Origin of the sequence: Sphingomonas sp. IC-56, from assembly GCF_021043375.1 — a bacterium.
GTDB lineage: Bacteria > Pseudomonadota > Alphaproteobacteria > Sphingomonadales > Sphingomonadaceae > Sphingomonas.
This window is the reverse complement of sequence record NZ_JAJNDV010000009.1, coordinates 26,757-50,874: the sequence shown is the minus strand read 5'-3', so window position 1 is coordinate 50,874 and position 24,118 is coordinate 26,757. Positions and strand designations below refer to the sequence as shown.

The window sequence follows — 24,118 nt, the reverse complement described above, 5'->3', positions numbered from 1 at the left end:
TCAGGATCGGGTTTTCGCCCGCTGCCAGAGTGCTTCCTTCGCCTCCAGGTCGAGCCCTGCGAATGCGTCGCCGGCCTCGGCCTCCATCGCCTTGAAGCGCGTCTCGAACTTGCCATTGGCACGGCGCAGCGCGGCTTCGGGATCGATGCCGAACTTGCGGGCCCAGTTCACGACCGAAAACAGCAGGTCGCCGATTTCCTCTTCGCGAGTGTCCTCCGACGCGCCTTCCACTTCGGCGATTTCCTCCTCGATCTTTGCCCGGGCGCCGGTCGGGTCGGGCCAGTCGAACCCGGTTCGCGCGGCACGCTTCTGGATCTTCTCGGCGCGGAGCAGGGCGGGCAGGCCGATCGCGACACCGTCCAGTGCGCTGGTTGAGCCTTTTGCCGCACGTTCTTCGGCCTTGATCTGCTCCCAGCGGTAATGCCCGCCCTCGGCCTCATCGCCGAAGATGTGCGGGTGGCGGCGCTCCATCTTGTCACTGATCGACTGCGCCACGTCTTCCAGGGTGAAGTGTCCTGCTTCCTCGGCCATGCGGCTGTGGAACACCACCTGGAGCAGCAGGTCACCCAGTTCGTCCTTCAACTCCGCCATGTCGTCACGCTCGATCGCGTCGGCCACTTCATAGGCTTCTTCAATCGTGAACGGCGCGATCGTGGCGAAGGTCTGAACCGAGTCCCACTCGCAGCCATGCTCTGGATCGCGCAGGCGAGCCATGATGGCGGCAAGGCGCTCGATGTTGGTGAATGCCATATAGTGGGGACCTGGTTGAGCGTTACGAGGAAGGCGCTACCCAGCTATAGGGACCAATCAGCGTTCCGACAAAGCCGCCTGCTACCTTGGTGCTGAGGAAGCGGGTATCCACGTCGCTCGCAAGCGTCTTGGTCTCGCCGCCCACCTTGTACTGGACGCGCATCGTTCCTGCGTCCGCATGGATCGTCAACGTCACCGGCGTGCCGCTCGCCACTGGTGTGGAGGCGACCAGTTGCTCCTTGCCGTCATCGCTCGTGTAGAGGGCGATCGAAGTCCGCCCGCCAAGGCGCGTGACCCCGAAGAACAGGTGGTTGCGGTCGCTCTGCACCGCCGCGAGGCCAGCGCGCTCTCCATCCTTATCCGGTGAGAAGCGCACGGTCGTGGCTACCGTCGCGACATGGTGCTGAAGCCGCCGCGCGACATAACCCGGCGCACCCGACAGATCCCCCAGCCGGGTACCGGAATTGAGGACCAGCTCGCCGGCACGAAGCTGATACAGCGGCGCTTTGGGCGTGCGTATGCCGATCCAGGCGAGACCGAGCTTCTTGCCGTCGAACTCGTCGACATAGGAGAAGTCGCCGCTGGTCGGCGTCGCCGCTTGCGGCTGGCGCGGCAGGTTCGGCCTGGGCGCGGTGAACGGCACTGGCTTGTCCTTGGGCAGGATGATCGGCCAGCCGTCCTTCCAGGTGACGGGCAGCAGGAAGGTTTCGCGGCCGATATTGTAATAGTCGCTTTCATAGGGCCGGACACCAAGGAACGTCGCCCACCAGTCTCCACGCTGTGTCTGCACCAGCTTGGCATGGCCGGTGGACGTCACCGGATGCGGGCGTGCGGGATCCAGGTCGCGCTGCGTCAGGATCGGATTGCCCGCGAAAGGCCGATACGGTCCACGCAGCGCCTTTGAGCGCAGCACGACCTGCGAATGGTTGACGCTCGTCCCGCCCTCGGCCGCAGTCAGATAGTACCAGCCCTCGCGGCGCAGGATGTGCGGCCCTTCGATCCAGACCGGCTGCTTGGTGATGTCCACGCCGCCATTGACCAGCTGCACGCTCTCGCCAACCATCTTGCCCGCGCGCCAGTCGAACTCCTGCAGCCAGATGGCGCGGTGTCCCTCATAGCGCGGCGGTTCTGCCGGCGCACGATTGTTGACGATATAGGCGCGATCGCCCTCCCAATAGATGGACGGGTCAATGCCTTCGAATGGCAGCCATATGGGATCGGACCAGGGCCCCGCCGCATCCTTCGCCGTGATGACGAAATTGCCGCCGCAATCGACGCACGTCCCTGCGATGTAGAACGTGCCGGCATGAAAGGAGATATCGGGCGCGAAAACCGCGCGGGACGTGCCCATCCCCGTAAAATCCAGCTGCCCAGGCCGGTCGATGGCATTGCCGATCTGCGTCCAGTTCACCAGGTCCTTGGACCGGAAGATCGGCAGCCCGGGAAAGTGCGCAAAGGAGGAGAGGGCGAGATAATACTCATCGCCGACCCGCGTCACCGAAGGATCGGGATAATAGCCCGACAGGATCGGGTTCAGATACTCGCCGGGTAACGCACGCGCTTGCTCCTGGGTTCGCCCTTCATAAGTGAAGTTGCTGAAGCGCGGCAGGTCGGTCGCCGCGGCGGTCGTAGCGCTGGTCAGCGCGGCCCCTAGTATGAGCAAGCGACGCATAGATTCTTCTCCCGTTTACCCGGCTCGCCGCGCTACTGCGCCGCCGCGGATCAGCCGCAGCGGTACAGCCTGACCCGCTGAATCTGCCGGATCCTGCCGCACATGACGTTCTGGTGGCCTACGTTGCGCGTCGTGCCGTACTCGTGACGAGGGCGACGGCAAGCGCCGCCCCAGCCTTCCCAATCAGCGAACGAACGGATCGATCGTCTGGATCGTGCCGTCTGCGTTGAACGTCAGCGGCGCCATCTTCACGTTGCGCAGGTGGTTCTTACCCGAGATCTGCGTGTCGTGGTAGAACACGTACCACTTGCCGCCGACCTGCGTCGCCGAATGATGGTTGGTCCAGCCCTGCACCGGGTTCAGCACCACGCCGCGATAGGTGAACGGCCCGCGCGGCGACTTGCCGGTCGCGTAGGCGATCTTGTGCGTGTCGCCGGTGGAATAGGTGAAGTAGTAGGTGTCACCGCGCTTGAAAGTCCAGGCGGCCTCGAAGAAGCGACGGTCATGGTCGCCGCCGAGGACCGGCTTGCCCTGTTCGTCGAGGATCTGGACGTCCTGCAGCGGCTCGGCAATCTGCTTCATGCTGGCATCCAGCCGCGCGACCTTGGGCATCAGCGCAGGCTTGTCGTCCTGCTTCAGGTCGGTGACGCCGGCGTCGGGGTTGTAGGTGCCGGTCGCCCAGTTCTGGAGCTGGCCGCCCCAGATGCCGCCGACGTACAGATAGCTGGTGCCGTCAGTGTCGGTGAAGACGTGCGGGTCCATCGAATAGGTGCCGCGCATCGGCTCCGGATCGGCCTTGAACGGGCCCGTCGGCGACTTCGACGTTGCGACCCCGATGCGGAAAATGCCCTGCTTGTCCTTGGCCGGGAAGTACAGGAAGTAGGTGCCGTTCTTATACGCAGCGTCGGGCGCCCACATCTGCTTGCCGGCCCAGCGCACGTCCTTCAAGTCCAGCGCGACGGGGTGCACGGTGACCTTGCCGCCGGGCCGATCCATCGACAGCACGCGATAATCGCGCATCGCATATTGCGTGCCGAGATCGTCGTTGGGCACCCCGGATTCGATGTCGTGGCTGGCATAGATGTAGATGCGGCCGTTGAAGACATGCGCCGAAGGGTCAGCGGTGAAGATCTCGCGCGTCAGCGGCTGCGACAGGTAGCGCGCGTTCGGCGGCGGGGTAGCATCGCCATCCTGGCGCGCAGTCTGCGCGACCACGGCGGTACCGCCGATCAGCGAAAGAGTGATCGCGGCGATGGCGCTGAAACGAGGCATGATGTTGTTCCTTACTCCTAGTGCGCGGCGGTCTGGCGTCGCCTGCGCAATGTCTTGGGTAGCGCTACCATAACGCGCAATTCGGTCGCGGCAAGCAATTGCCGGTGTCCCGCGTCACCAGTCCCAGACAGTGCCGTCTTCCAGCCGATTCACCGGCAGATAGGCGCGCTTATACTCGTACTTGGCGGCAAGCGCCTCGTCGATGTCGACGCCCAAGCCGGGCGCATCGCCCGGGTGCATCAGCCCGTCGGCAAAGCGGTACGCGTGCGGAAACACCGCATCGGTCTCGGCGGTATGCGGCATCAGTTCCTGGATGCTAAAGTTCGGCACCGACAGCCCGAAATGCAGCGCCGCGGCCATGCAAACCGGCGAAAGGTCGGTTGCGCCGTGGCAGCCGGTGCGAACATTATGCATCGCGGCGAAGCTCGCCAGCCGATTGAGGTGCGTGATCCCACCGGCATGCACCACGGTGGCGCGGATATAGTCGATCAGCTGTTCCTCGATCAGTTGCTTGGCGTCCCACACCGAATTGAAGATCTCGCCCACGGCCAGCGGCGTGGTGGTGTGCTGGCGGATCAGGCGGAAATTGGCTTGGTTCTCGGCAGGGGTCGCATCCTCAATCCAGAACAGCCGGTACGGCTCCAGGTCCTTGCCCAGCCGCGCCGCCTCGATCGGGGTCAGCCGGTGGTGCACATCATGGAGCAGATGCACATCCCAGCCCAGCGCCTCGCGTCCTGCTTCGAACAGGGCAGGGGCTGAACGCAAATATTTCGACGTCGACCACAGGCTCTCGGTCGGCAAGTCCGCGTCGGCAGGCTCATAGCGCTTGCCATGCTTGGCAACGCCATAAGTGGCGGCGAGCCCGGGAACGCCGGATTGCAGGCGAACCGCCTTGTAGCCCTGCTCCACATGGCGCCGGGCGTCGTCCAGCGTTTCCTCGATGTCGCGGCCATTGGCATGGCCATAGACCATGCACCCGTCACGGCTGGCGCCACCCAGCAACTGATAGACCGGCAGGCCGGCGATCTTGCCCTTGATGTCCCACAAGGCGGTATCGACCGCGGCGATCGCCGCCATGGTCACGGGTCCCCGCCGCCAATAGGCGCCCTTGTAGAGATACTGCCAGACGTCCTCGATCCGATGCGCGTCGCGCCCGATCAGGCAAGGGACGACGTGATCGGCCAGGTAGCTGGCAACCGCCAGCTCCCGTCCATTGAGCGTCGCGTCGCCCAGGCCATAGATCCCCTCGTCCGTTTCGATCTTCAACGTGACGAAGTTGCGCCCGGGACAGGTGACGATGACCCGGGCGGCAGTGATCCGGGGCATCAGGCGATCTCCAGCGCCACGGACTTGAGGTCGACCGAGTTCGGCCCTGCCATGATCGTGAAGCGGCCGGGTTCGACCACTTCCTCCAGCTGCCGGTTCCACAGCGCAAAGGCGCGGCGGTCGAGCGTCATCTTGACCGTGCGGCTCTCACCGGGCGCCAGCGTCACGCGCTGGAACTCGACCAGCTTCTTCAGCGGCTGGGTGACGCTCGCGACTTCATCGCGCACGTACAGCTGCACCACTTCATCACCGGCTCGCTGCCCGACATTACGCACGGTCACCGACACATCGACAGATCCGGCGCGGCCGATCCGCGGCTGCGACAGCACTGGCGCGCTCATCTCGAAGCGCGTGTAGCTCAGACCATGGCCAAACGGAAACAGCGGGCTGGTCGTATCGAACAGATAGCCGCGCCCGACGCTCGGCTTGGAGTCATAGTAAAGCGGCAGCTGGCCGGCGTTGCGCGCAACCGTCACCGGCAGCTTGGCGCCGGGATTCATGTCGCCCCACAGCGCGTCCGCCATTGCGGTTCCGCCTTCTTGCCCCGGATACCAGCAGCCGAGCACGGCATTGGCCTTGGCAACCACATTGGGCCAGCTCGGCGGCCGCCCGTTGATCGCGCACACCACGACCGGCTTGCCGAGCGCATGCAGCGCGTCGAACAACTCGTTCTGCTCGCCGACCAGGTCCAGGCTGGTGCGATCGCCAAGATGGTTGGCGGCAAAGCCCTCACGGCTGGTCTGCTCGGTATCGCCGATGGCCAGGATCACCAGATCGGCGCCGCGCGCAACCTCGACGGCCTGTGCGATCAGGCGCCGGTTCTCAGCCGCATCGGCAAGCTCGACTAGGTCGACGGAGCGATCCTCTGATCGCGTGATGAACACACCCTGCGCATGCAGGACTTCGGCCCGCCCGCGCAGCTTGGCCCGCACGCCGTCGAGCAGCGACACCGCCACCTTGGGCTGACCCGAATAGCCCCCCAGCCGTGCGACCGCGGCGTTCGGCCCGATCACTGCGACGCGCTTGTGTGCGCCGGGGGACAAGGGGAGGGTGCCGTCGTTGGTTAACAGGCACAGCGAACGGTGCGCCGCCTTCAGCGCCAGTGCGCGCGCCTCGGCATTGCCGGTCAGCCGCGACGCGACGCGGGCATCGGCATAGGGGTTTTCGAACAGCCCGGCGCGGAACTTGAGCGCCAGCATGCGCCCGCACGCAGCGTCCACCGCCGCCTGCGCCACCCGTCCGTCGCGCACCTGCGCTACCAGGGTGCGGAAACCCAGCCCGTCGGGCAGCTCACTGTCGACACCAGCCGCCAGCGCGGCACGCGCGCTTTCCTCGCGATCCGCAGTGACATGGTGAATGGTGGCAAGCTCCTCGACCGCCCCATAATCGCTGACGATCGCTCCCTGGAAGTTCCACTCGCCCCGCAGCACGTTGGTCAGCAGCCATTTGTTGCCATGGCTCGGCACACCATCCAGCTCGTTGTACGACGGCATCACCGCGGCGATGCCCGTACGCTCCACGACCGCGCGGAACGGCGGAAAGAAGTGCGAGCGCAGTTCGCGCTCGGCGATCGGCGCCGGTCCGATATTGTTGCCCGCCTGCGGCTGCCCGTGTCCGGTCATGTGCTTCAGCGTCGCGAGTACCTTGTCCGGGCCCAGCACCGCGCCATCGCCCTGAAGCCCGCGCACCGCTGCCACGCCCATTTCGCCGCAGACATAGGGGTCTTCGCCAAAGGTTTCCTCGATGCGCCCCCAGCGCGGGTCGCGGGCAATGTCCACCACCGGCGACAGCGCCAGATGGCTGCCATGCGCGCGCACTTCGCGTCCGATCACCGCCTGCACATCGTGCATCAGCTCGCGGTCGAAGCTTCCGGCCATGCCGATCGCCTGCGGGAACATCGTCGCGTCCGGCGCCATATAGCCGTGCAGCGACTCCTCATGGAAGATCACCGGAATGCCCAGCCGCGTCTTCTGCGTCGCCCAGCGCTGCACTGCATTGACGAAGGCGATGGTGGAGGCGGCACCGCGCCAGCGCGCGCCGGTTCCGCCGGCGACCGCCGCCACCTGCGGCCCGCCGCGCCGGTCCGACGGGCGGGTAACCTGTCCGAAGCTGTTGGGGTAGTTCGCGCTGGCCTTTGCAGGATCGAACTCGAGCCCGCCCTCGACCATGATCTCCGACTTGGTGGCCCATAGCGAAATGATCTGCCCGACCTTTTCCTCCAGCGTCATCCGGCCCAGCAAGTCACGCACGCGCAGATCGACGGGCGCGCGCGGGTCCTTGTAGACCGGTCCCGCTGCCGCCGAGGCGGTGCCGGGATGCAGCGCCAGCACCGAAGCCGAACCGAGCCAGCCCAGCAGGGCACGGCGGCTGGAACGCAGCCCCGAAAGATCGTGCAAGTCCATCAATATCCTCTCCTGAGCCTTGGCGCCCGAACGGCGGCTCGTGCCGCCTTGTCGCTGATAACGCTACCATGCTACCCAGCCCCTGATTGTCAAGCCGCGCCGGCAGAGCAGCGGCAAGAGGAGAGGCAATGCGCCGACTGATCGCCCTGATGGCTGCGCTATTTTCCGTGGCGCTGACCGCACCTCCCGCATTGGCCGAGGACGGCTATGACCTCTGGCTTCGCTATCGTCCGCTGCCTGCAGCGCAATCGGCAGCGCTTCCCGCGGCAGTGCTCGCCGGGGAGCAGGATCCCACCATCCGCGCCGCCGCCCAGGAGCTCGAGCGCGCCTTGGCAGGATACCGCGGCGGCCAGGCCGGCAGCGGGCAGGGGGCGATCCTTCTCGGCACCGCCAGTGCGCCGCAGATCGCCGCCCAACGCCTGCCGCTGAGCGGGTTGGGGGAGGAGGGCTATCTCCTGCGCAGCGTCACCGTGGGCGGCAAGCCCGTGACGGTGATCGCCGCCAACCGTCCCGCCGGCGTCCTATACGGCGCCTATGCCCTGATCCGCCGCATGCAACTCGGCCAGCCGCTCGCCGGCCTCGACATCACGGACCGGCCCAAGGTCAAGCTGCGGATCCTCAACCACTGGGACAATCTCGATCGCAGCGTCGAGCGCGGCTATTCCGGCCAGTCTATCTGGGACTGGTGGCGTCTGCCCGACGCAAAGGACCCGCGCTACATCGACTATGCCCGCGCCAACGCCTCGCTCGGCATCAACGGCACGGTGCTCAACAACGTCAACGCCAAGGCCGAGAGCCTGACCGCGCCCTACATCGCCAAGGCTGCCGCCGTCGCCGACACGCTGCGCCCCTATGGCATCAAGGTCTATCTGTCGGCCCGCTTCTCCGCGCCGATCGAGCTTGGTGGGCTCAAGACCGCCGACCCGCTCGACCCCGCCGTGCGCGCCTGGTGGAAGGCAAAGGCGGACGAGATCTACCGCACCATCCCCGATTTCGGCGGCTTCCTGGTCAAGGCCAACAGCGAGGGTCAGCCTGGCCCCCGCGACTATCACCGCACCCATGCGGACGGCGCCAACGCGCTCGCCGCCGCCGTCGCCCCGCATGGCGGCATCGTCATGTGGCGCGCCTTTGTCTATGCCGAAACCGATCCCGAGGATCGCGCCAAGCAGGCCTATACCGAGTTCAAGCCGGTCGACGGCAAGTTCGCCGACAATGTCCTGGTCCAGGTGAAGAACGGCGCCATCGACTTCCAGCCGCGCGAGCCTTTCCATCCGCTGTTCGGCGCCATGCCCAAGACGCCGATGATGGTCGAATTCCAGATCACCAAGGAGTATCTCGGCTTCTCCACGCACCTCGTTTATCTCGGCGGCCTGTTTGCAGAGACGCTGGAGGCCGACACCTTCGCCAAGGGCCGCGGCTCGAGCGTCGCCAAGGTCATCGACGGCTCGCTGGACAATCACCGCATGTCGGGCATCGCTGGCGTCGCCAATATCGGCAGCGACCGCAACTGGTCGGGCTCGGTGTTCGACCAGGCGAACTGGTACGCCTTTGGCCGACTGGCCTGGAACCCGAATGCGGATCCGCGCGCGGTCGCCGGCGAATGGGCAGGCCTCACCTTCACCCCCGATCCCGCCTTCGTCCAGCCCACCGTCCAGATGATGATGGCGTCGCGCCAGGCGGCAGTCGACTACATGACTCCGCTCGGCCTCGCGCATCTGATGGCGACCGGACACCATTACGGCCCCGGCCCTTGGGTGTCGGACCTTGCCCGCCCCGAATGGAACCCGACCTATTACCACCGCGCCGACGCCAAGGGGATCGGCTTCGATCGCACCCGCACCGGCAGCAACGCCGTGGCGCAATATGCCCCGCCCGTCGCACGCCGCTTCGCCGATCCGGACAAGACCGGCGAGGACCTGCTGCTGTGGTTCCACCATGTCTCGTGGGATCGCCGCATGGCCGATGGCAGCACGCTGTGGGACACGCTGGTGCGGCGCTACGACCGGGGCGTCGCCGGCGTGGCAACGATGCGGCGGCAATGGGATGCGCTGCGCCCCTATGTCGACGCCGAGCGCTGGGAGCACACCGCCAGCTTCCTTGCCGTCCAGCAGCGCGAGGCGCAGTGGTGGCGCGACGCCAGCATCGCCTATTTCCGCTCGATCAGCGGCCGCCCGCTTCCCGCGGGCGTCGCCGAGCCCGCGCACCCGCTTGACTGGTACAAAGCGCAAAGCTTCCCCTTCGCGCCGGGAAACTAAATGGTCGGGGGTGCCCCGGTTAGCCGTTGACAGTGGCGCGGCGCCGGTCTTACGCCTTTGATGTGACCGCTACCATGACCGGCTGAAGCCGGCGTGCAGCGTTGATGCGGTCGGGAGGATGTTATGACTGTTCGCGCTACCCCGTTAGCCGTGCGCCGTCCGCTGGCGCTTGTTACCACCATGCTGCTGACCACCGCCGCCTGGCCTGCCTTTGCCCAGGCCCAGGGCTCGGCCGACAATGCACCCACTGCCTCCTCGAGCAGCAGCGCCAACGAACCCTCGCCGCAGGACACCGGGGCGGGGCAGACCGCCCCGACCCAGATCGATGACGCCGGCGCCCAGGCGCAGCCTGCCGACCCGTCGGCTACCGGCAATGAAGACATCGTCGTCACCGGCTACCGCGCTTCGCTGCAGAGCCAGACCAACGCCAAACGCAATTCGATCGGCTTCACCGACACGATCTTTGCCGAGGATATCGGCAAGTTCCCCGACATCAACATCGCTGAATCGGTCAACCGCATCCCCGGCGTGACCATCAGCCGCGAAGTGACGGGTGAGGGCGCCAACGTCGCGATCCGTGGCCTCGGCACCAACTTCACGCGCGTGCTGCTGAACGGCGCACCGGTCGCGGTCGCCTCGGTCCGTTTCGACGCACAGGGTACCAATCGCGAAGTCGATCTCGATCTGCTGCCGACCGAGCTGTTCACACAGCTGACGGTCAGCAAGTCGCCTGTCGCCAGCCAGGTCGAAGGCGGCGCCGCCGGTACCGTCAACCTTCGCTCGGCGCGCCCGTTCGACAATCCCAAGCCCTATATCAGCTATGGGCTTCAGGGCTCCAAGGTCAGCGCGGCCGACAAATGGGGCTATCGCGGCCACATCGTCGCCAGCGCGACCTTCGGCGACTTCGGGATCCTGGTCGGCGGCGCCGCCGTCAAAAACGAGTTCCGCGTCGACGGCTTTGAAACCATCGGCTGGACCAACCCGAACCTGAGCGCGACGCAGAATACCGGTGCCACGCGCAACACCACCGGCGGCGGCAACTTCACCATTCCGGCCACTGTGCCGGTCGGCGCCGGCAACGGCCTCGTCACCGGGACGCCGATCGATCAGGCCTTCCTGCTGGCCCGCAATCCGGGCGCGAACATCACCCAGATCGACAACGGCCTGCTGCCGCGCCTGGGCCGTCCGCGCACCGAGGTCGGCTCGCGCGAGCGCTACAACGGGCTGGCCTCGCTGGAATGGCGCCCGAGCGACTCCTTCCACTTCTATCTGGATGGCATGTACGGCAAGCGGGATACCGAATTCACCCGCACCTCGATGAACTGGGCGGTTCGCAATGGCGGCGCCATTCCGCTCAACACCACCTATGACCGCTCGGATTGCACCACGGGCTGTGTCGTCACCAGCGGCACCTACGCCAATTCGCAGTTCTTCCTCGAATATCGGCCGTTCAAGGACGCCCAGGATTATTGGGGTGTGAACCCGGGCATCGAGTTCGAGATCAACGACTATGTGAAGGGCGACCTTCAAGCCAACTACACCAAGAGCAAGTTCCGCCGTGAAAGCCCGACGGTGCTGGTGATCACGCCGCCAAACAGCGGTGCGACGGTCAACTACACCAACAACGGCGGCATTCCGCTCATCGAGTCCAGCCTCGACCTCAACAACCCGGCCAATTTCGGCTGGAATGGTGGTGGCCGCGTCAACCTGAACGGTGAAGAGCGCGAGACCGAAACCAAGGGTATTCGCGGCAGCCTGTTGTTCGGCGATGAAAAGCGCTTCAGCGTCCGGGTGGGCGGTGCCTATGACGACACGCGTCGCCGCATCACCCCGTTCGACAACACCAATCCGTGGCAGAACGCGATCTGCGGCAACGGTCCCAGTGTAACGTTACCCTCGCCCAACACTGCGACCACACCCTGCACCGGCCTGAACCAGCCGGGAACGCAGGTCCCGGGCACGCCATTCGCGGCCGGCTTCCCCGCTTTCCCGGGCTATGGCACCGGCTTCACTGCCGGTGGGGCGCCGATCACTTATGCCGGTTCGGTGATCCCCACCGCTGCCGTCCCCGGCTTCCTCCAGCCCGGCGACAACGGCTTCATCACTGTCGATTGGGACCGGTTCCGCACCGCCACCAACTACGACACGCTGCTGGGGCAGGCGCAGGAAACCGGCCAGTCGGCAAGCAGCGCCAATGGCGGTCTGATCCGCGAAAAGGTGACCGGCACCTTTGCCGAGGCCAACGGCATCTTCGATATCGGCGAGAACACGCTGCGCCTCAATGGCGGCCTGCGCTATGTCCGGACCGAACAGATCGTCGGCGGCCGGATCAGCGTTCCCGATGCGCGCAACACGCTTCCTGCAGGCGCGCAGCGGCCCGATGGCAGCCGCTACCCCAACACGATCATCTTCCCGAACTCGCGCTCGGTGTATTCCAACTTCCTGCCCTCGGCGAGCTTAGCCTTCGACTTCGCGGGCAAGGCGGTTGCCCGCGGCTCGCTCTCGCGGACGCTGACGCGCCCCAACCCCAACGCGTTGCTGCCGGGTGCCAGCTTCGTCGCGCCCTCGGCCGACATCGGCACGATCGGCAATCAGGAACTCGATCCCTACATCTCGACCAACATCGATCTGGGCTTCGAATATTACACTGGTGGGGAAGGGGTGATCGCGGTCGCCGCGTTCCGCAAGTCGATCACCGGGTTCACGGTGAACGGCACCCGCACCGTGCCGCTTTCCACCCTCGAGCCCTTCGGCATCACCGTGGAATCGCTCACCCAGGCGCAGCGCGACGCGCTCTCGGCCCGCGCTCAGCCGGGCCAGCCGCTGCGTGACGTTCTGATCGACCTGCAGCAGCAGGTGAATTCGGACGGCAAGCTGATCGTCAACGGCCTGGAATTCCAGGTCACCCAGCCGCTCGACTTCCTGACCAACTATGTCGGCGTGACGGGCTTCGGCGTGCAGGGCAACCTGACGCTGATCGATCAGAAGGGGCAGGGTGCCGGCGCACCCGCGATCGCGCTCGGCGTTGCCCCAACCACCTACACCCTCACCGGCTATTATGAAGGCAACGGCCTTTCGGCACGCCTGACCTATACCTTCAACGAAGGATCGCAGGGCGTGAATCCGGGTGAGAACGGGATCCCGCTCGCCGCTTATTACGGCCGCGACTACGGGCAGCTCGACTTCTCGGGCAATCTCGATCTCAGCAAGGTGTTCGGCAAGGACTATCTGCCAACCCTGGTCCTCAACGTGATTAACATCACGAAGACAGCGCAGAGCAGCTACTTCCAGTTCGAGAACGCCACCTTCAACTCCTACAATCCGGGTCGCACCGTGCTGGTCGGTATTCGCGGCCGGTTCTGACGTCCAACTGAACTCCCCACTCGGCGGCGGACACTTAGGTGTTCGCCGCCGCCTTTGTTTATGGGCGGGTTCCCGGCGCCTGTGAACGCGGGGCCTTGAAGAGGGAGAGGGGGACCGCTTCGCCCATTGCCCGATAGCCCGCGATGGACGGATGGAGATGGTCGCCAGAGTCATAGGCGGGGTTCAGCCGGTCCGGGCGTGCCGGATCGCGCATGATCTTGTCGAAATCGATCACCGCATCGAACGCGCCGCTTGTGCGGATGAAATGGTTCACGGCCTGCCGCGCGGCTTCCAGCTCTGGCTCGGGATGATAATAGTCGTTGCCGCCAAACGGCATGATCGTGCCGCCGATCACCTTGATCCCATGCGCATGGGCGCGTGCGACCAGCTGCGTGTATGCCTGGGTCATCCGGGTCACGAGTGCGGCATGCTCCTGCGGGCTCGCCGGGGCGTCGCGGGTGAGGGTGCCCAGGTCGTTGACGCCTTCCAGCAGGATCGCCCAGCGCACGCCGCTGCGCGCGATCACGTCCCGATCGAAGCGCGCGAGCAGGTTGGGGCCGCTGCCGTCGAGCAGGATCCGGTTGCCGCCAATGCCTGCATTGACCACGCCGATGGACCGTGTGGCAACTTCGCCCCGCAACCTGGCCGCGAAAACATCGGTCCACCGCGTGTTGGTGTCAGGGGCAACCCCATAGCCATCGGTGATCGAGTCCCCCACAGCCACCACCGCCGCCGCGGCACTTTCACCAACTTCCACTTCCACATCCGAAAGCGCCCACCACCGCGCGCTTCCCTCCGCACCAACCGGCTTCCGCTCCGAAACGGCGTTCCCCAAAATCAGAAAACTAGTCGCCCGAGACCCCGGATGCCCCGTCTGTCCAACCGGCGCCCGCGGGAAGTAAAGGCTGACGGCAAGGTCTTCCGCCGGCCGAACCGCCATATCTACTGGATCCGAATACACTTCAGCCCCCGCGGCAATGGTGATCCTCGGCTCGCCGGCAAAGGTGAGGGTGCTGCCCGCATCGGCCAGCTCCGGCGCACCGATCTTCACCGGGCGCCCAAGATGCGCTCCACCGATGACCAGCGGCTCTGTACCAAAGGCATTGGAGAACCGAACGCGAACGCGCTTGCCACCGGTCGAAAGTCGCACGAGCTGTCGGAGCGTGAAATCCGCCGATCGCGCTTGTGGAAGCAGATTCTCGCTGGTGGGCACCATCTGCGCCGATCCCCAGCTGGCGACCCAGCGTTCTTCAGCCGCCGCGGGGTACGTCATCAGCATCGCCGCGACGATCGCGATTGCTCTACCTAACCGCACAACCTTCTCCTTGTATCATGTAAGATTATCAGGGTCTTGGTAGCTGCCCGGAGGAACGTGCGTACTGGCTTATACCGCCACTCGCCTCACCTTTTAGGATAGAACGATAATATACATTATGTAAGTTTTTGTCTGCGCTTTGGTCGGGTTCAAGAGTCCCGATCGGCGTTACGCCCGGCTCACCGGTTTAGTAGTTGCATCCTCGCCCCCGTCGCTTGCGTCTCGGCGCGGCTCGAGGATGAGCGTGTTGTTCTCGACGCGCCAGCTGTGCAGCCGCGACAGGAAATTCATGCCGAGCACATCGAGCTTTCCGAAGTTCTCCGAGATCACCACGCCCAGATCCTCGGTGGCAAGCGGACCGATCGCCAGCCGCTCGATCCGACCACGCTGCGCCGCGACGGTGCCGTTGGCGGTCTCGATCATCACCGGGATGCCTGCACCCGGCGCGACGTTCGCCGCCTGGGCAGTCTCTGCCGAGATCGCGGTTATGGTCGCGCCGCTGTCGATCAGCATGCGGCGCTGAACCCCATTCATCGTGACGCGCGCCCAGAAATGCCCGTCGGGGCTCATGCGGATGCGGACGGTGTCGCCATCGACCTTCTGGTCGTCAATGCCCAGCCGCTCGGTCGCCTGCGTCCAAAGTGCCGCCAGTTCATGGCGATGAGCTACGGCGAGCACGGCGATGAGGATGATCAACGCCCAGGATACCAACGACCGAAAGATCATGCCGAAGCTGAGCCGCCGCGCACTCAGGGCGCTAAGAACGAGTACCAGGCCGCCGATCAGCCAAAGTGCATTGATGTTGTCCCAACCATTCACGCAGGTATCTCCAGGCCGTCATAGCCTGGCTCGATCCCATGCGGAAGCTCGGCGGCCAGGCTCATATAGTCCATGCTATGGTCCATATGAACCAGCGCGGTCCTTTTCGGCGCCAACTCGTTTACCCAGCCGAGCACTTCGGAGAGATGCGGATGCGTCGGATGTGGCACCCGGCGCAGTGCATCCACCACCCACACATCGAGATCGGCGTAGAGCGTCCGCATCCCGTTCGTCATTTCGTGGAAGTCCGTCGCATATCCAATTGAAGTACCACCAAAATCGAAGCGCATGCCCGCGGAGAAGATGCGGCCGTGCGGCTGGTCCGCAGTCGTGATGCGGATGTCGCCAATGGTGATGCAGTCCGGAAGATCCTCGATGGCTACGGTCGGTGGGTAGCCGCCACGGCCGTGAAACACATAGTTGAACTTGCTCTCGATCTGCGCACGCGTGAACGGACGTGCCAGCCCTCGCACCGGCATGCCGTCGCGCAAGTGCATGAGTTGGCGAAGATCATCAATGCCATGCGTGTGGTCGGCGTGATCGTGCGTCCAGATCACCGCGTCCACGTCGCCGACATCGGCGGCGATTAGCTGCTCGCGCATGTCGGGGCTGGTGTCGATCAGGATTGTGGTGCTGCCCGTGGTTACCAGCGCCGAGGAGCGCGTGCGGCGGTTCCTGGGTTCGGCGGGATCGCATGCCCCCCACTCGCTACCGATACGCGGCACGCCGGAAGAGGTACCCGAACCGAGGATGCGTATCTTCAACACGTTAGCGACGCTTCCTCAAAAGCCGTGAGCGTTGGCCGAACGCAGCGGAGCCACGTGGTCCCCAGCGCTCATGCGAGCGTTTTGGCAAACAGTGCGTGGAAGTTGCGGCGCGTCGCTTCAGCCAGTGCTTCGGGATCTTCTCCGCGCAGCTTGGCCAGGAAGCGGCAAGTGTCGGCAACAAAGGCCGGCTCGCCGGGTTTCCCGCGATGAGGCACGGGTGCCAGGAAGGGCGCGTCAGTCTCGATCAGCAGCCGGTCGAGCGGCAGCCGCACTGCTGTTTCCTGGAGGTCGCGGGCGTTCTTGAAGGTCACGATACCTGAAATCGAGATGTAGAAGCCCAGTTCCAACGCAATGTCCGCAAAGGCGCCGCTGGCAGTGAAACAGTGGATCACGCCCGGAAAGGCGCCCTTCCCCATTTCCTCACGCAAGATCTCTGCGGTGTCCTCTTCGGCATCTCTGGTATGAACGATAATCGGCAGCTGGGTCTCGCGGCAGGCCGCGAGGTGGGCGCGGAAGCTCGCCTGCTGCCGCTCGCGGTCGCTGTGGTCATAATAATAGTCCAGCCCGCTTTCCCCGATACCGACGACGCGTGGGTGCTGCGTACGCTCAACCAGCTTGGCCGTGTCAACATGGGGATGCTGATCAGCCTCGTGCGGATGGATACCGACCGATGCCCAAACGTCGTGCTCGCGTTCGGCAACCGCGATGACGTCGTCCCACTCGCGCTCGCGCGTAGAGATGTTCAGCATCGCCCCCACTCCACTTTCCCGAGCGCGAGCAAGGACTTGCTGCTGTTCTTCAACAAGCCCTTTATAGTTCAGGTGGCAATGGCTGTCGGCTAGTCTCACGCGTTCTCCGTTTGCTGGAGCTCCAGTCGGGGGAAGATGGGGATCGGCGGCGCAATGCGGAAGGCATCGTCGTCCTGCGGCGGCAATTGTGCCAACAGCTTCGCCGAGGAACCGGGGATCACCGGCTGGATCGTAGTGGCGAGGTGCCTGATCGCCCGGATCAATGTACGGAGCACCGCACGCATACGGTCGGGATCGGTTTTCCGGAGCGCCCAGGGTGCCTGCGCGTCGATATACTGGTTGCAGGCGAATACCCCGACCATCCACGCCTCGAGCGCTTGGCTGAGCGCCAGATCCTCAAAAGCAGCGTTGAAGGCGGCGCAGGCGGTATCGACTTCGGTGAGGAGCACGGCGTCGGCTTCCTCGGCCCTGCCCTCCTCGACCTGTCCTTCGCAATTTTTGGCAATGAAGGCGAGCGTGCGCTGGGCGAGATTGCCGAAGCTGTTCGAGAGATCAGCATTGGCGCGAGTGACGATCGCCTCGTCGCTGAAGGTGCCGTCATTGCCGAAGCTCACGTCACGCAGCAGGAAATAGCGTAGCGCGTCGACCCCGTAGAGCTCAGCGAGTTGCATCGGGTCGACGACATTGCCGACCGACTTGGACATCTTTTCCCCCCGGTTGAGCAGGAAGCCATGGCCGAAAACCTGCTTGGGCAGCGGCAGGTTAGCCGACATGAGGAAGGCTGGCCAATACACCGCGTGGAAGCGGACAATATCCTTGCCGATCAGGTGGATGTCTGCAGGCCAGAACTTGGCGAAGCGCTCCGGATCGTGCGGGTAGCCGGCGCCGGTGATGTAGTTGGTCAGCGCATCGACCCACACATACATGACGTGATCGGGGCTATCCGGTACCGGCACACCCCAGTCGAAGCTGGTGCGGCTGACCGACAGATCGACCAGCCCGCCCTCGACGAAGCGCAGGATCTCGTTGCGGCGCGATTCCGGGCGGATGAAGTCAGGGTTCGCCGCATAGAAGTCGAGCAGCGGCTGCTGGTATTTGGACAGGCGGAAGAACCAGGTCTCCTCGGCAGTCCACTCGACCGGCGTACCTTGCGGCGACAGCTTCTGCCCCCCCTCGCCTTCGGTCAGTTCCTTTTCCTCGTAAAAGGCTTCGTCGCGGACCGAGTACCAGCCTTCATAGCGGTCGAGATACAGATCGCCGGCATCGGCCATCGCCTTCCAGATCGACTGGCTCGCGGCATAATGCTCGGGTTCCGAGGTGCGGATGAAGCGGTCGTACGAAATATCCAGACCATCCGCCATCTCGCGGAAATAGCTCGACATTTCGTCGGCGAGTTCGCGGGCTTCCATTCCGCGCGCGCGCGCGGTCTGCACCATCTTGAGGCCATGCTCGTCGGTGCCGGTCTGGAAAAACACGTCGCGGCCATGCTGGCGCTGGAAGCGCGCGATCGCGTCGGCGGCGATCATCTCATAGGCGTGGCCGATATGCGGCCGGCCATTGGGATAGTGGATTGCCGTGCTGATGTAGAAGGGGTTCGCCATGCGCCGGCTTTAGGGATCGCGCGCGGTGTCGGCAACACGGTCTCTGGCGCTATGCGTCAGCGCCCGCTCAGCCGCACGAGCAGGCCGCTCATTTCGAACACGGTTGCACCCGCGTCGAGCGACAAGCCGCGCGCCGCCCCGGCGAGGTCGAGCGCCGCGGCATAGGCGTCGAGTGCCACGCGCAGGCGTTCGCCCGCCAGCGCCTTGGCGCGCTGGGCGATGAAGCTGGGCGCGCGGTCGAGAAATGCTTCGTAGCGGGGCTGCGCAGCCTTGCTGCCGAGCAGCTTGGCAAGGCGGCCCCGCAGCGCGTTGGACGGGTCCCCAACCGTCGCGAGCTTGTCCATTTCTGCTTCGAGCGCGGCTAGATCCAGTCCAGCGAAGCCAAGCGCGCGCCCCGGCGAGCCTTCACCCGCGCGGACCAGCGCGTCGATCTCGTCAGACGTGGCGTCGGGAAGCTCGGCCCGCAGGATCTGCGCGACGTCGCCATCCTCAAGCGCCTCGAACCGGAGCAGGCGGCAGCGCGACCGGATCGTCGGCAGCAGCCGGCCAGGTGCGTGGCTGACCAGCAGGAAGATCGTGCCCTGGGGCGGCTCCTCCAGGTTCTTGAGAAGCGCGTTGGCCCCGCCCCGCTCCAGATCGTCGATCGCGTCGATCAGGATGACCCGGCGCGGCGACAATGCCGGCTTGGTGGCGAACAGCGGCTGGAGCGAGCGCACCTGGGCAATCGTGATCGACCGGGCCAGCGCCTCGTCAGGCTTGTCGGCATCCTTGGGAAGCCGGGCTAGCGCGCGGAAATCGGGATGGGCGCCCGACGCGAGCAGGTGCGCGGTCTGGCTGTTCTCGGGCACGTCCCAGCCAGGCTGTAGCTTGTGCGGCTCCAGCGCCTCGGCAAGCATGCGCGCAGCGGCGAGGTGGGCGAAGCTGCTCTTCCCCACGCCCTCCGGCCCGGCAAACAGCCAGGCATGGTGCAACGCGCCGCTAGCCATGGCGGCGGCAAGCGCATCGCGGGCGGGTTGATTGCCGAGCAGCATGGCGGGACCATGATCCCCTCCCCGCGAACGGGGAAGGGAAAACGGGTCAGGCGAACAGCGACCAGAGGCCCTGCCAGGCGCGGCGGAAGAAGCCGGCCTCGCCGATCTCCGTTTCCGCGACCAGCGGCAGCGTCTGAGTGGGCATGCCAGGCGTTTCGACGACCAGGTCCGCAATGTGGGCGCCGGCCTTGATCGGCGCCTTGACGGGACCCTGGTAGACGATCTTGCCCTGCATCTGCGGCGAAGTGCCGGCGGGCACCGTCGCGTTCAGGTCGCGCGGTGCCACGACGCCAACGGTCGTGTCGCTTCCGCCCTGCACCTCGACATCGCCGATCTTGCGGCCCTTGGCTGCGATCGGGCGCGCCTTCCACGAGCGGAAGCCCCAGTTCATGAAGCGCACTGATTCATCGGCACGCCCGCCATAGCTGTCGAGTCCGGCGACCACCATCACCAGCCTGCGACCGCCCTGTTCGGCCGACCCGGTGAAGCCATAGCCCGCCTCCTCGGTGTGCCCGGTCTTGAGACCGTCGGCCCCCTCGACGCGGCCGAGCAGCGGATCGCGGTTGCCTTGGCTGATCGCGGCACCGGCACCCAGCGTCTTGCCCCAGGTGAAGCTCGGCAGCGAGTAATATTGCTTGTAGAGGTCCGGATGCTCCTTGATCGTGGCGGCTGCAAGATGCGCCAGATCGCGCGCGGTCACATAGGTGCGACCCTCGTCCGGCCAGCCGTTCGAATTGCCGAAATGGCTGTTGGTCAAGCCGATGCGCTGCGCCTGCTGGTTCATCAGATTGGCGAACGCTTCCTCCGTGCCAGCGATGCCCTCTGCAAGCACGACGCAGGCGTCGTTGCCCGACAGGGTGACGATGCCCTTCAGCAGATCGGAAACCGTCGGCTTCTCGCCCACGGCCAGGAACATGGTCGAACCCTGCGAATGCCACTTCTTCCACGTCTCGGGCCGCACCTCGATCTGCTGATCGAGCTTGAGCTCACCCTTCTTGATGAGGTCAAAAGCGACATAGACCGTCATCATCTTCGCCATCGATGCTGGCGGCATGCGGCGGTCGGCGTCCTTGGCATAGAGCACTGCGCCGGAGGACAGGTCCTCCATGTACGCAATGGGTGCCGGCGTGTCGAAGGGCGGATTTGCCGCGGTCGTGGGATAGGCGACAGCGAGCGCGAGGAGCGATGCGGCGGCGAGCTTCTTCATGGGTGTGCGAGTTCCCCGGGGTACGAAAACTAGTTGGCGGCGATGACGCGCGCGTCTGCATGACCCGCGCGGGCGGCCCTGCCGCGAGCGGCTTCGGCCTGTGCTTGGGTCGCGAACGGGCCGAGCTGCACGCGGTGGAGCCCTCCACCCTGCTTTACGAACCCGCCCATGCTCCGCGCAAGCGCTTGTGCGTTGCCGGGCGAGGAAAGTGCGGCCACCTGCACAAGATAGCGTCCGCGGACAGCCACCGGCTTGGCAGCGGGAGCAGGCGCGGCGGCACGTGAACGCACGGGTGCCGGCGACCGGACCGGCGCTGCCGCGCGCACCGGCACGGCGGCGGGCGTCGCGGGCAAGCGTTTGCGAAGCGCGTTCAGAAGCACCGGCGGCGCATCGGCCCGCGGGCTTGGCGCAGTGCCGGCTCGAAGCGCGGCCATGTCGGGCCCGGAAGGCGTCACCGCGCGGATGCGCACCGGCACCCGCTGGTCTTGCGCATAGCCAAGCTGAGTCGCAGCACCCGTCGAAAGATCGATGGGATGATCGGCACCCAGCGCCAGCTGCCCGGTGACCAGCACCAAAATAGTGCGGCCGGTGTCCAGTGACGTCACCTCCAGCACGGTGCCGACCGGCAGCGAGCGATGCACGGCCACCGACGCCGTATCGGCAGCCCCCCCGCCGTCCACAGTGCGAACGTCGGCATAGCCGGTCTCGTCATAGCGGAACTCGCCCGGGCGCGTCCTGGAGGAGCCGCTGGGCCCCTCGCTTGGCGGCGGCGCGAAACCGGCGTCGCGATCCTGTGTCTCGGGCGGCGCATACGCCGTGCCGGGCGCACGTTGCGCGGCATGGACAGGCGTCCCGACACACAAGGCGATCAGCGGCAGCAGGGCGGCGGTGTCAGCGTTCCACTTCATCGGCGAGCAATCCTACCGACAGCGCATAAAAATTCGAGCAGTTATAATCGAGGATCACGCGATAATTGCCGGTGAGGAGATAGGCCGTGTTGCCGGGGCCGTCGGGTTCTAGCAGCGTCGCCTGAACGTTGTCGGCGGGCCAGCCCCGCCCAGTTGGCACGATGCCCAGCGCGCGCCATTCGGCGACCGTCTTCCACTGGCTGTGCCGTTCATGCACGCGCGGACAGCGCGGCGACGCGGTCCGGTTGCCCAGTGCGCTGCGATCCAGCCCGGCGGGCACGCTGACCGCAAAGCCCCAGGGCTGGCCCGCGCGCCATCCGGCGTTCACGAAATAAGCGGCGATCGACGCAAGCGTGTCGGCCTCGCTTGTCCAAATATCGGCCATGCCGTCGCCGTCGCCGTCGCGGGCGAGGCGAAGATAAACGCTTGGCAGGAACTGCGGACCGCCAAACGCGCCGGCCCAACTTCCCACCAGTTTCGAACGCGGCACGCCGCGATCGATCATCTTAAGGGTCGCTATGAACTCGGTCGAGAACAGCTCGCGCCGCCGCCCTTCATAGGCAAGGCTGGCAAGCGCGCGCGGCAGGTCAAAGCCGCCCATCACCCGCCCGTAATTGGTTTCATGTCCCCAAATTGCGACCATGATCGATTCGGGAACGCCGGTTTCCTGCTCGATGCTGGCAAGCCGCGGGCGTTGCCGCTGATAGGCGACCCGCCCCTGCGAAATGCGGGCATTATCGACATGGCGGATGCGGTACGGCGCAAAGGGCGGGATCGCCGCGTTCGGGCCGCCATCGGGCTGCTGTCGGTCGAGTTCCACCACCCGCGGATTGTAGGTCAGGTTGGGCATGACAAGGTCGATGGTCCGGCGCGTCACACCCTCACGCTCAGCCTGGCGCGCAAGCGTCTGGAGATAGGCCTGGAACCCCGCCTCATCCTGCACCGGCGCGGGCGCCGTGGGGGCACTTGCCACTAGGCTCAGGGCCATAGCCGAGGAACTACCGAACGCGCTTAACCAACCGAACATCCGTGGTGTGTGGCACAGCCGGCGCGTGCGCTGAACCCCCAAGCGCAACGGCCGGTCAAGAAATTGTGGCGGCGCGGCGCAGAAGCGGCTAGCGGAGCGCCACCGGAGAGATGGCCGAGTGGTTTAAGGCAGCGGTCTTGAAAACCGCCGTGGGTGGAAGCTCACCGTGGGTTCGAATCCCACTCTCTCCGCCATCCAGGAAATTCTTTCCCAAACATGGGAAGCCCTCGGCGGCATAAGCGTTCAGCCCTCCAAACCGGAGGATTTTGTTCGATGAAGCGCCCTGCCCTGTTCCAGCCGATCAACGTCGGCGGCCTGGACCTGCCGAACCGCATCGTGATCGCACCGATGTGCCAATATTCTGCGATCGATGGGTGCATGACCGATTGGCACCTGATCCACCTTGGCCAACTGGCGCTGTCGGGTGCCGCCTTGCTGACGATCGAGGCGACGGCGGTCGTTCCGGAAGGACGGATCACCTGGGCCGATGTCGGGCTCTGGGACGATGCGACGGAAGCGGCAATGGCGAAGGTCGTGGAGAGCATCCGCCGCTGGTCACCCATGGGGATCGCTATTCAGCTTGCCCATGCCGGCCGCAAGGCCTCGACTGCCCGCCCCTGGGACGGCGGACAGCAGATCCAGCCGCCCCACCCGCATGGCTGGCAGACCGAAGCGCCCTCAGCCCTGCCCTTTGCCGAGGGCGAACTGGCGCCCACCGCGCTGGACCGCGACGGGTTGAAGCGGGTGCGCGACGCGTTCGCCGATGCGGCTCGCCGGTCGGCGCGGCTCGGCCTGGACGCGATCCAGCTTCACGGGGCCCATGGCTATCTGCTCCACCAGTTCCTGTCCCCGCTCTCCAACCACCGCGATGACGACTATGGCGGCTCGCTGGAGAACCGGATGCGCTTCGCGCTCGAGGTTTTCGATGCGGTGCGCGCAGCGTTTCCCGCCGAGCGTCCGGTTACCATGCGGCTTTCGGGCACCGATTGGGTTGAGGGCGGCTGGGATGTCGAGCAGTCCATTGCCTTTGTGCAGGCGCTGGAAGCGCGCGGCTGCGCCGCGGTGCACGTGTCGAGCGGCGGGCTTGATCCCCGTCAGGACATTCCGGTCGGCCCCAATTATCAGGTGCCGCTTGCCCGCGATATCAAGCAGGCGACGAAGCTGCCGGTTGTCGCGGTGGGGATGATCAGCGACTATGACCAAGCGGAGGCGATCGTCGGGACCGGCGACGCCGACATGATCGCCCTCGCCCGCACGATGCTCTACGATCCGCGCTGGCCCTGGCATGCCGCCGCGCATCTCGGCGCAACGGTGAAGGCGCCGGAGCAGTATCTCCGCTCGCAGCCCCACCGGTTCAAGAACCTGTTCAGCGGCGAGTAGCCGAAGGCGCCGCTCAGTTGCGGAAGAGCGGCAGCGGCGGACGCGAAGCCTGAGTGCCAGCCTCCGCCCGCTGCAACTTGCTGGCGCGCAGCGAAAGCTCCTGCGCCTCGGCAAAGCTTTTCGCCTGCTGTGCGGATTCTTCCAGGGCTTGAGCTAGCGTACGCTTGTTCATCCGATCTCTCCGCGACGTTCGGAGACATCTACATCACTGATATGACGGCGAAATTACATGAATGTGGTTGCACGCGACCGCCGAAGCACCAGCGCGCGGAGG

18 protein-coding genes and 1 tRNA gene are annotated in these 24,118 nt (G+C 65.5%); 4 read left to right on the top strand and 15 right to left on the bottom strand.

Annotated features, from left to right (window positions below; all coding sequences use genetic code 11):
• From mazG to LQ953_RS12655, 5 genes are all read right to left on the bottom strand, one after another.
• Positions 1 to 750 (bottom strand): nucleoside triphosphate pyrophosphohydrolase, encoded by a 750-nt coding sequence (gene mazG, locus LQ953_RS12675; protein ID WP_231031270.1) that lies wholly within the window; start codon positions 748 to 750, stop codon positions 1 to 3.
• A 22-nt stretch (positions 751 to 772) separates the two neighbouring features.
• Positions 773 to 2,422 (bottom strand): glycoside hydrolase family 43 protein, encoded by a 1,650-nt coding sequence (locus LQ953_RS12670; protein WP_231031269.1) that lies wholly within the window; start codon positions 2,420 to 2,422, stop codon positions 773 to 775.
• A gap of 183 nt (positions 2,423 to 2,605) precedes the next feature.
• Positions 2,606 to 3,694 (bottom strand): glycoside hydrolase family 43 protein, encoded by a 1,089-nt coding sequence (locus tag LQ953_RS12665; protein ID WP_231031268.1) that lies wholly within the window; start codon positions 3,692 to 3,694, stop codon positions 2,606 to 2,608.
• A gap of 114 nt (positions 3,695 to 3,808) precedes the next feature.
• A complete protein-coding gene (gene manD, locus LQ953_RS12660; protein ID WP_231031267.1) occupies positions 3,809 to 5,020 on the bottom strand; it encodes a D-mannonate dehydratase ManD in 1,212 nt (403 codons plus the stop codon).
• Entirely contained in the window at positions 5,020 to 7,422 is a 2,403-nt protein-coding gene (locus tag LQ953_RS12655; RefSeq protein WP_231031266.1) for a glycoside hydrolase family 3 N-terminal domain-containing protein, read from the bottom strand. Before LQ953_RS12655 ends, manD begins: the two co-directional genes overlap by 1 nt.
• Positions 7,423 to 7,550: 128 nt before the next feature.
• On the opposite strand from LQ953_RS12655, the gene LQ953_RS12650 reads away from it, so the two are divergent.
• Together LQ953_RS12650 and LQ953_RS12645 are read left to right on the top strand one after the other, a co-directional pair.
• A complete protein-coding gene (locus LQ953_RS12650; RefSeq protein WP_231031265.1) occupies positions 7,551 to 9,677 on the top strand; it encodes an alpha-glucuronidase family glycosyl hydrolase in 2,127 nt (708 codons plus the stop codon).
• A 123-nt stretch (positions 9,678 to 9,800) separates the two neighbouring features.
• The gene (locus LQ953_RS12645; RefSeq protein ID WP_231031264.1) at positions 9,801 to 13,040 is read left to right on the top strand and encodes a TonB-dependent receptor; all 3,240 of its coding nucleotides are present in this window, start codon (positions 9,801 to 9,803) and stop codon (positions 13,038 to 13,040) included.
• A 58-nt stretch (positions 13,041 to 13,098) separates the two neighbouring features.
• Here the strand turns inward: LQ953_RS12645 and LQ953_RS12640 are convergent, their stop codons facing one another.
• The 9 genes from LQ953_RS12640 to LQ953_RS12600 form a co-directional block, all read right to left on the bottom strand.
• On the bottom strand, positions 13,099 to 14,355 hold the full coding sequence (locus LQ953_RS12640; protein WP_231031263.1) for an SGNH/GDSL hydrolase family protein: 1,257 nt from the start codon (positions 14,353 to 14,355) through the stop codon (positions 13,099 to 13,101).
• 168 nt (positions 14,356 to 14,523) lie between these two features.
• On the bottom strand, positions 14,524 to 15,174 hold the full coding sequence (locus LQ953_RS12635) for a retropepsin-like aspartic protease family protein (protein WP_231031262.1): 651 nt from the start codon (positions 15,172 to 15,174) through the stop codon (positions 14,524 to 14,526).
• On the bottom strand, positions 15,171 to 15,938 hold the full coding sequence (locus LQ953_RS12630) for an MBL fold metallo-hydrolase (RefSeq protein ID WP_231031367.1): 768 nt from the start codon (positions 15,936 to 15,938) through the stop codon (positions 15,171 to 15,173). Before LQ953_RS12630 ends, LQ953_RS12635 begins: the two co-directional genes overlap by 4 nt.
• A gap of 71 nt (positions 15,939 to 16,009) precedes the next feature.
• Positions 16,010 to 16,789 (bottom strand): TatD family hydrolase, encoded by a 780-nt coding sequence (locus LQ953_RS12625; protein WP_231031261.1) that lies wholly within the window; start codon positions 16,787 to 16,789, stop codon positions 16,010 to 16,012.
• Entirely contained in the window at positions 16,786 to 18,291 is a 1,506-nt protein-coding gene (gene metG / locus LQ953_RS12620; protein WP_231031260.1) for a methionine--tRNA ligase, read from the bottom strand. The genes LQ953_RS12625 and metG overlap by 4 nt, the downstream gene beginning before the upstream one ends.
• 56 nt (positions 18,292 to 18,347) lie before the next feature.
• The gene (locus LQ953_RS12615) at positions 18,348 to 19,322 is read right to left on the bottom strand and encodes an AAA family ATPase (RefSeq protein ID WP_231031259.1); all 975 of its coding nucleotides are present in this window, start codon (positions 19,320 to 19,322) and stop codon (positions 18,348 to 18,350) included.
• A gap of 46 nt (positions 19,323 to 19,368) precedes the next feature.
• A complete protein-coding gene (locus LQ953_RS12610) occupies positions 19,369 to 20,529 on the bottom strand; it encodes a D-alanyl-D-alanine carboxypeptidase family protein (protein ID WP_231031258.1) in 1,161 nt (386 codons plus the stop codon).
• A gap of 29 nt (positions 20,530 to 20,558) precedes the next feature.
• A complete protein-coding gene (locus tag LQ953_RS12605) occupies positions 20,559 to 21,437 on the bottom strand; it encodes an SPOR domain-containing protein (RefSeq protein WP_231031257.1) in 879 nt (292 codons plus the stop codon).
• Positions 21,421 to 22,425, bottom strand: coding sequence for a lytic murein transglycosylase (locus LQ953_RS12600; protein ID WP_231031256.1), 1,005 nt, complete (start codon positions 22,423 to 22,425; stop codon positions 21,421 to 21,423). Before LQ953_RS12600 ends, LQ953_RS12605 begins: the two co-directional genes overlap by 17 nt.
• A gap of 143 nt (positions 22,426 to 22,568) precedes the next feature.
• On the opposite strand from LQ953_RS12600, the gene LQ953_RS12595 reads away from it, so the two are divergent.
• A tRNA-Ser gene (locus LQ953_RS12595) sits at positions 22,569 to 22,658 on the top strand.
• A gap of 79 nt (positions 22,659 to 22,737) precedes the next feature.
• Complete coding sequence (locus tag LQ953_RS12590) at positions 22,738 to 23,844, top strand: NADH:flavin oxidoreductase/NADH oxidase (protein WP_231031255.1); 1,107 nt, start codon at positions 22,738 to 22,740, stop codon at positions 23,842 to 23,844.
• A 13-nt stretch (positions 23,845 to 23,857) separates the two neighbouring features.
• On the opposite strand, the gene LQ953_RS12585 is transcribed toward LQ953_RS12590, so the two are convergent.
• Positions 23,858 to 24,016 carry a hypothetical protein gene (locus LQ953_RS12585; protein ID WP_231031254.1) on the bottom strand — a complete coding sequence of 53 codons (159 nt, stop codon included), beginning with the start codon at positions 24,014 to 24,016 and terminating at the stop codon, positions 23,858 to 23,860.
• Between the last annotated feature and the right edge of the window lie 102 nt (positions 24,017 to 24,118).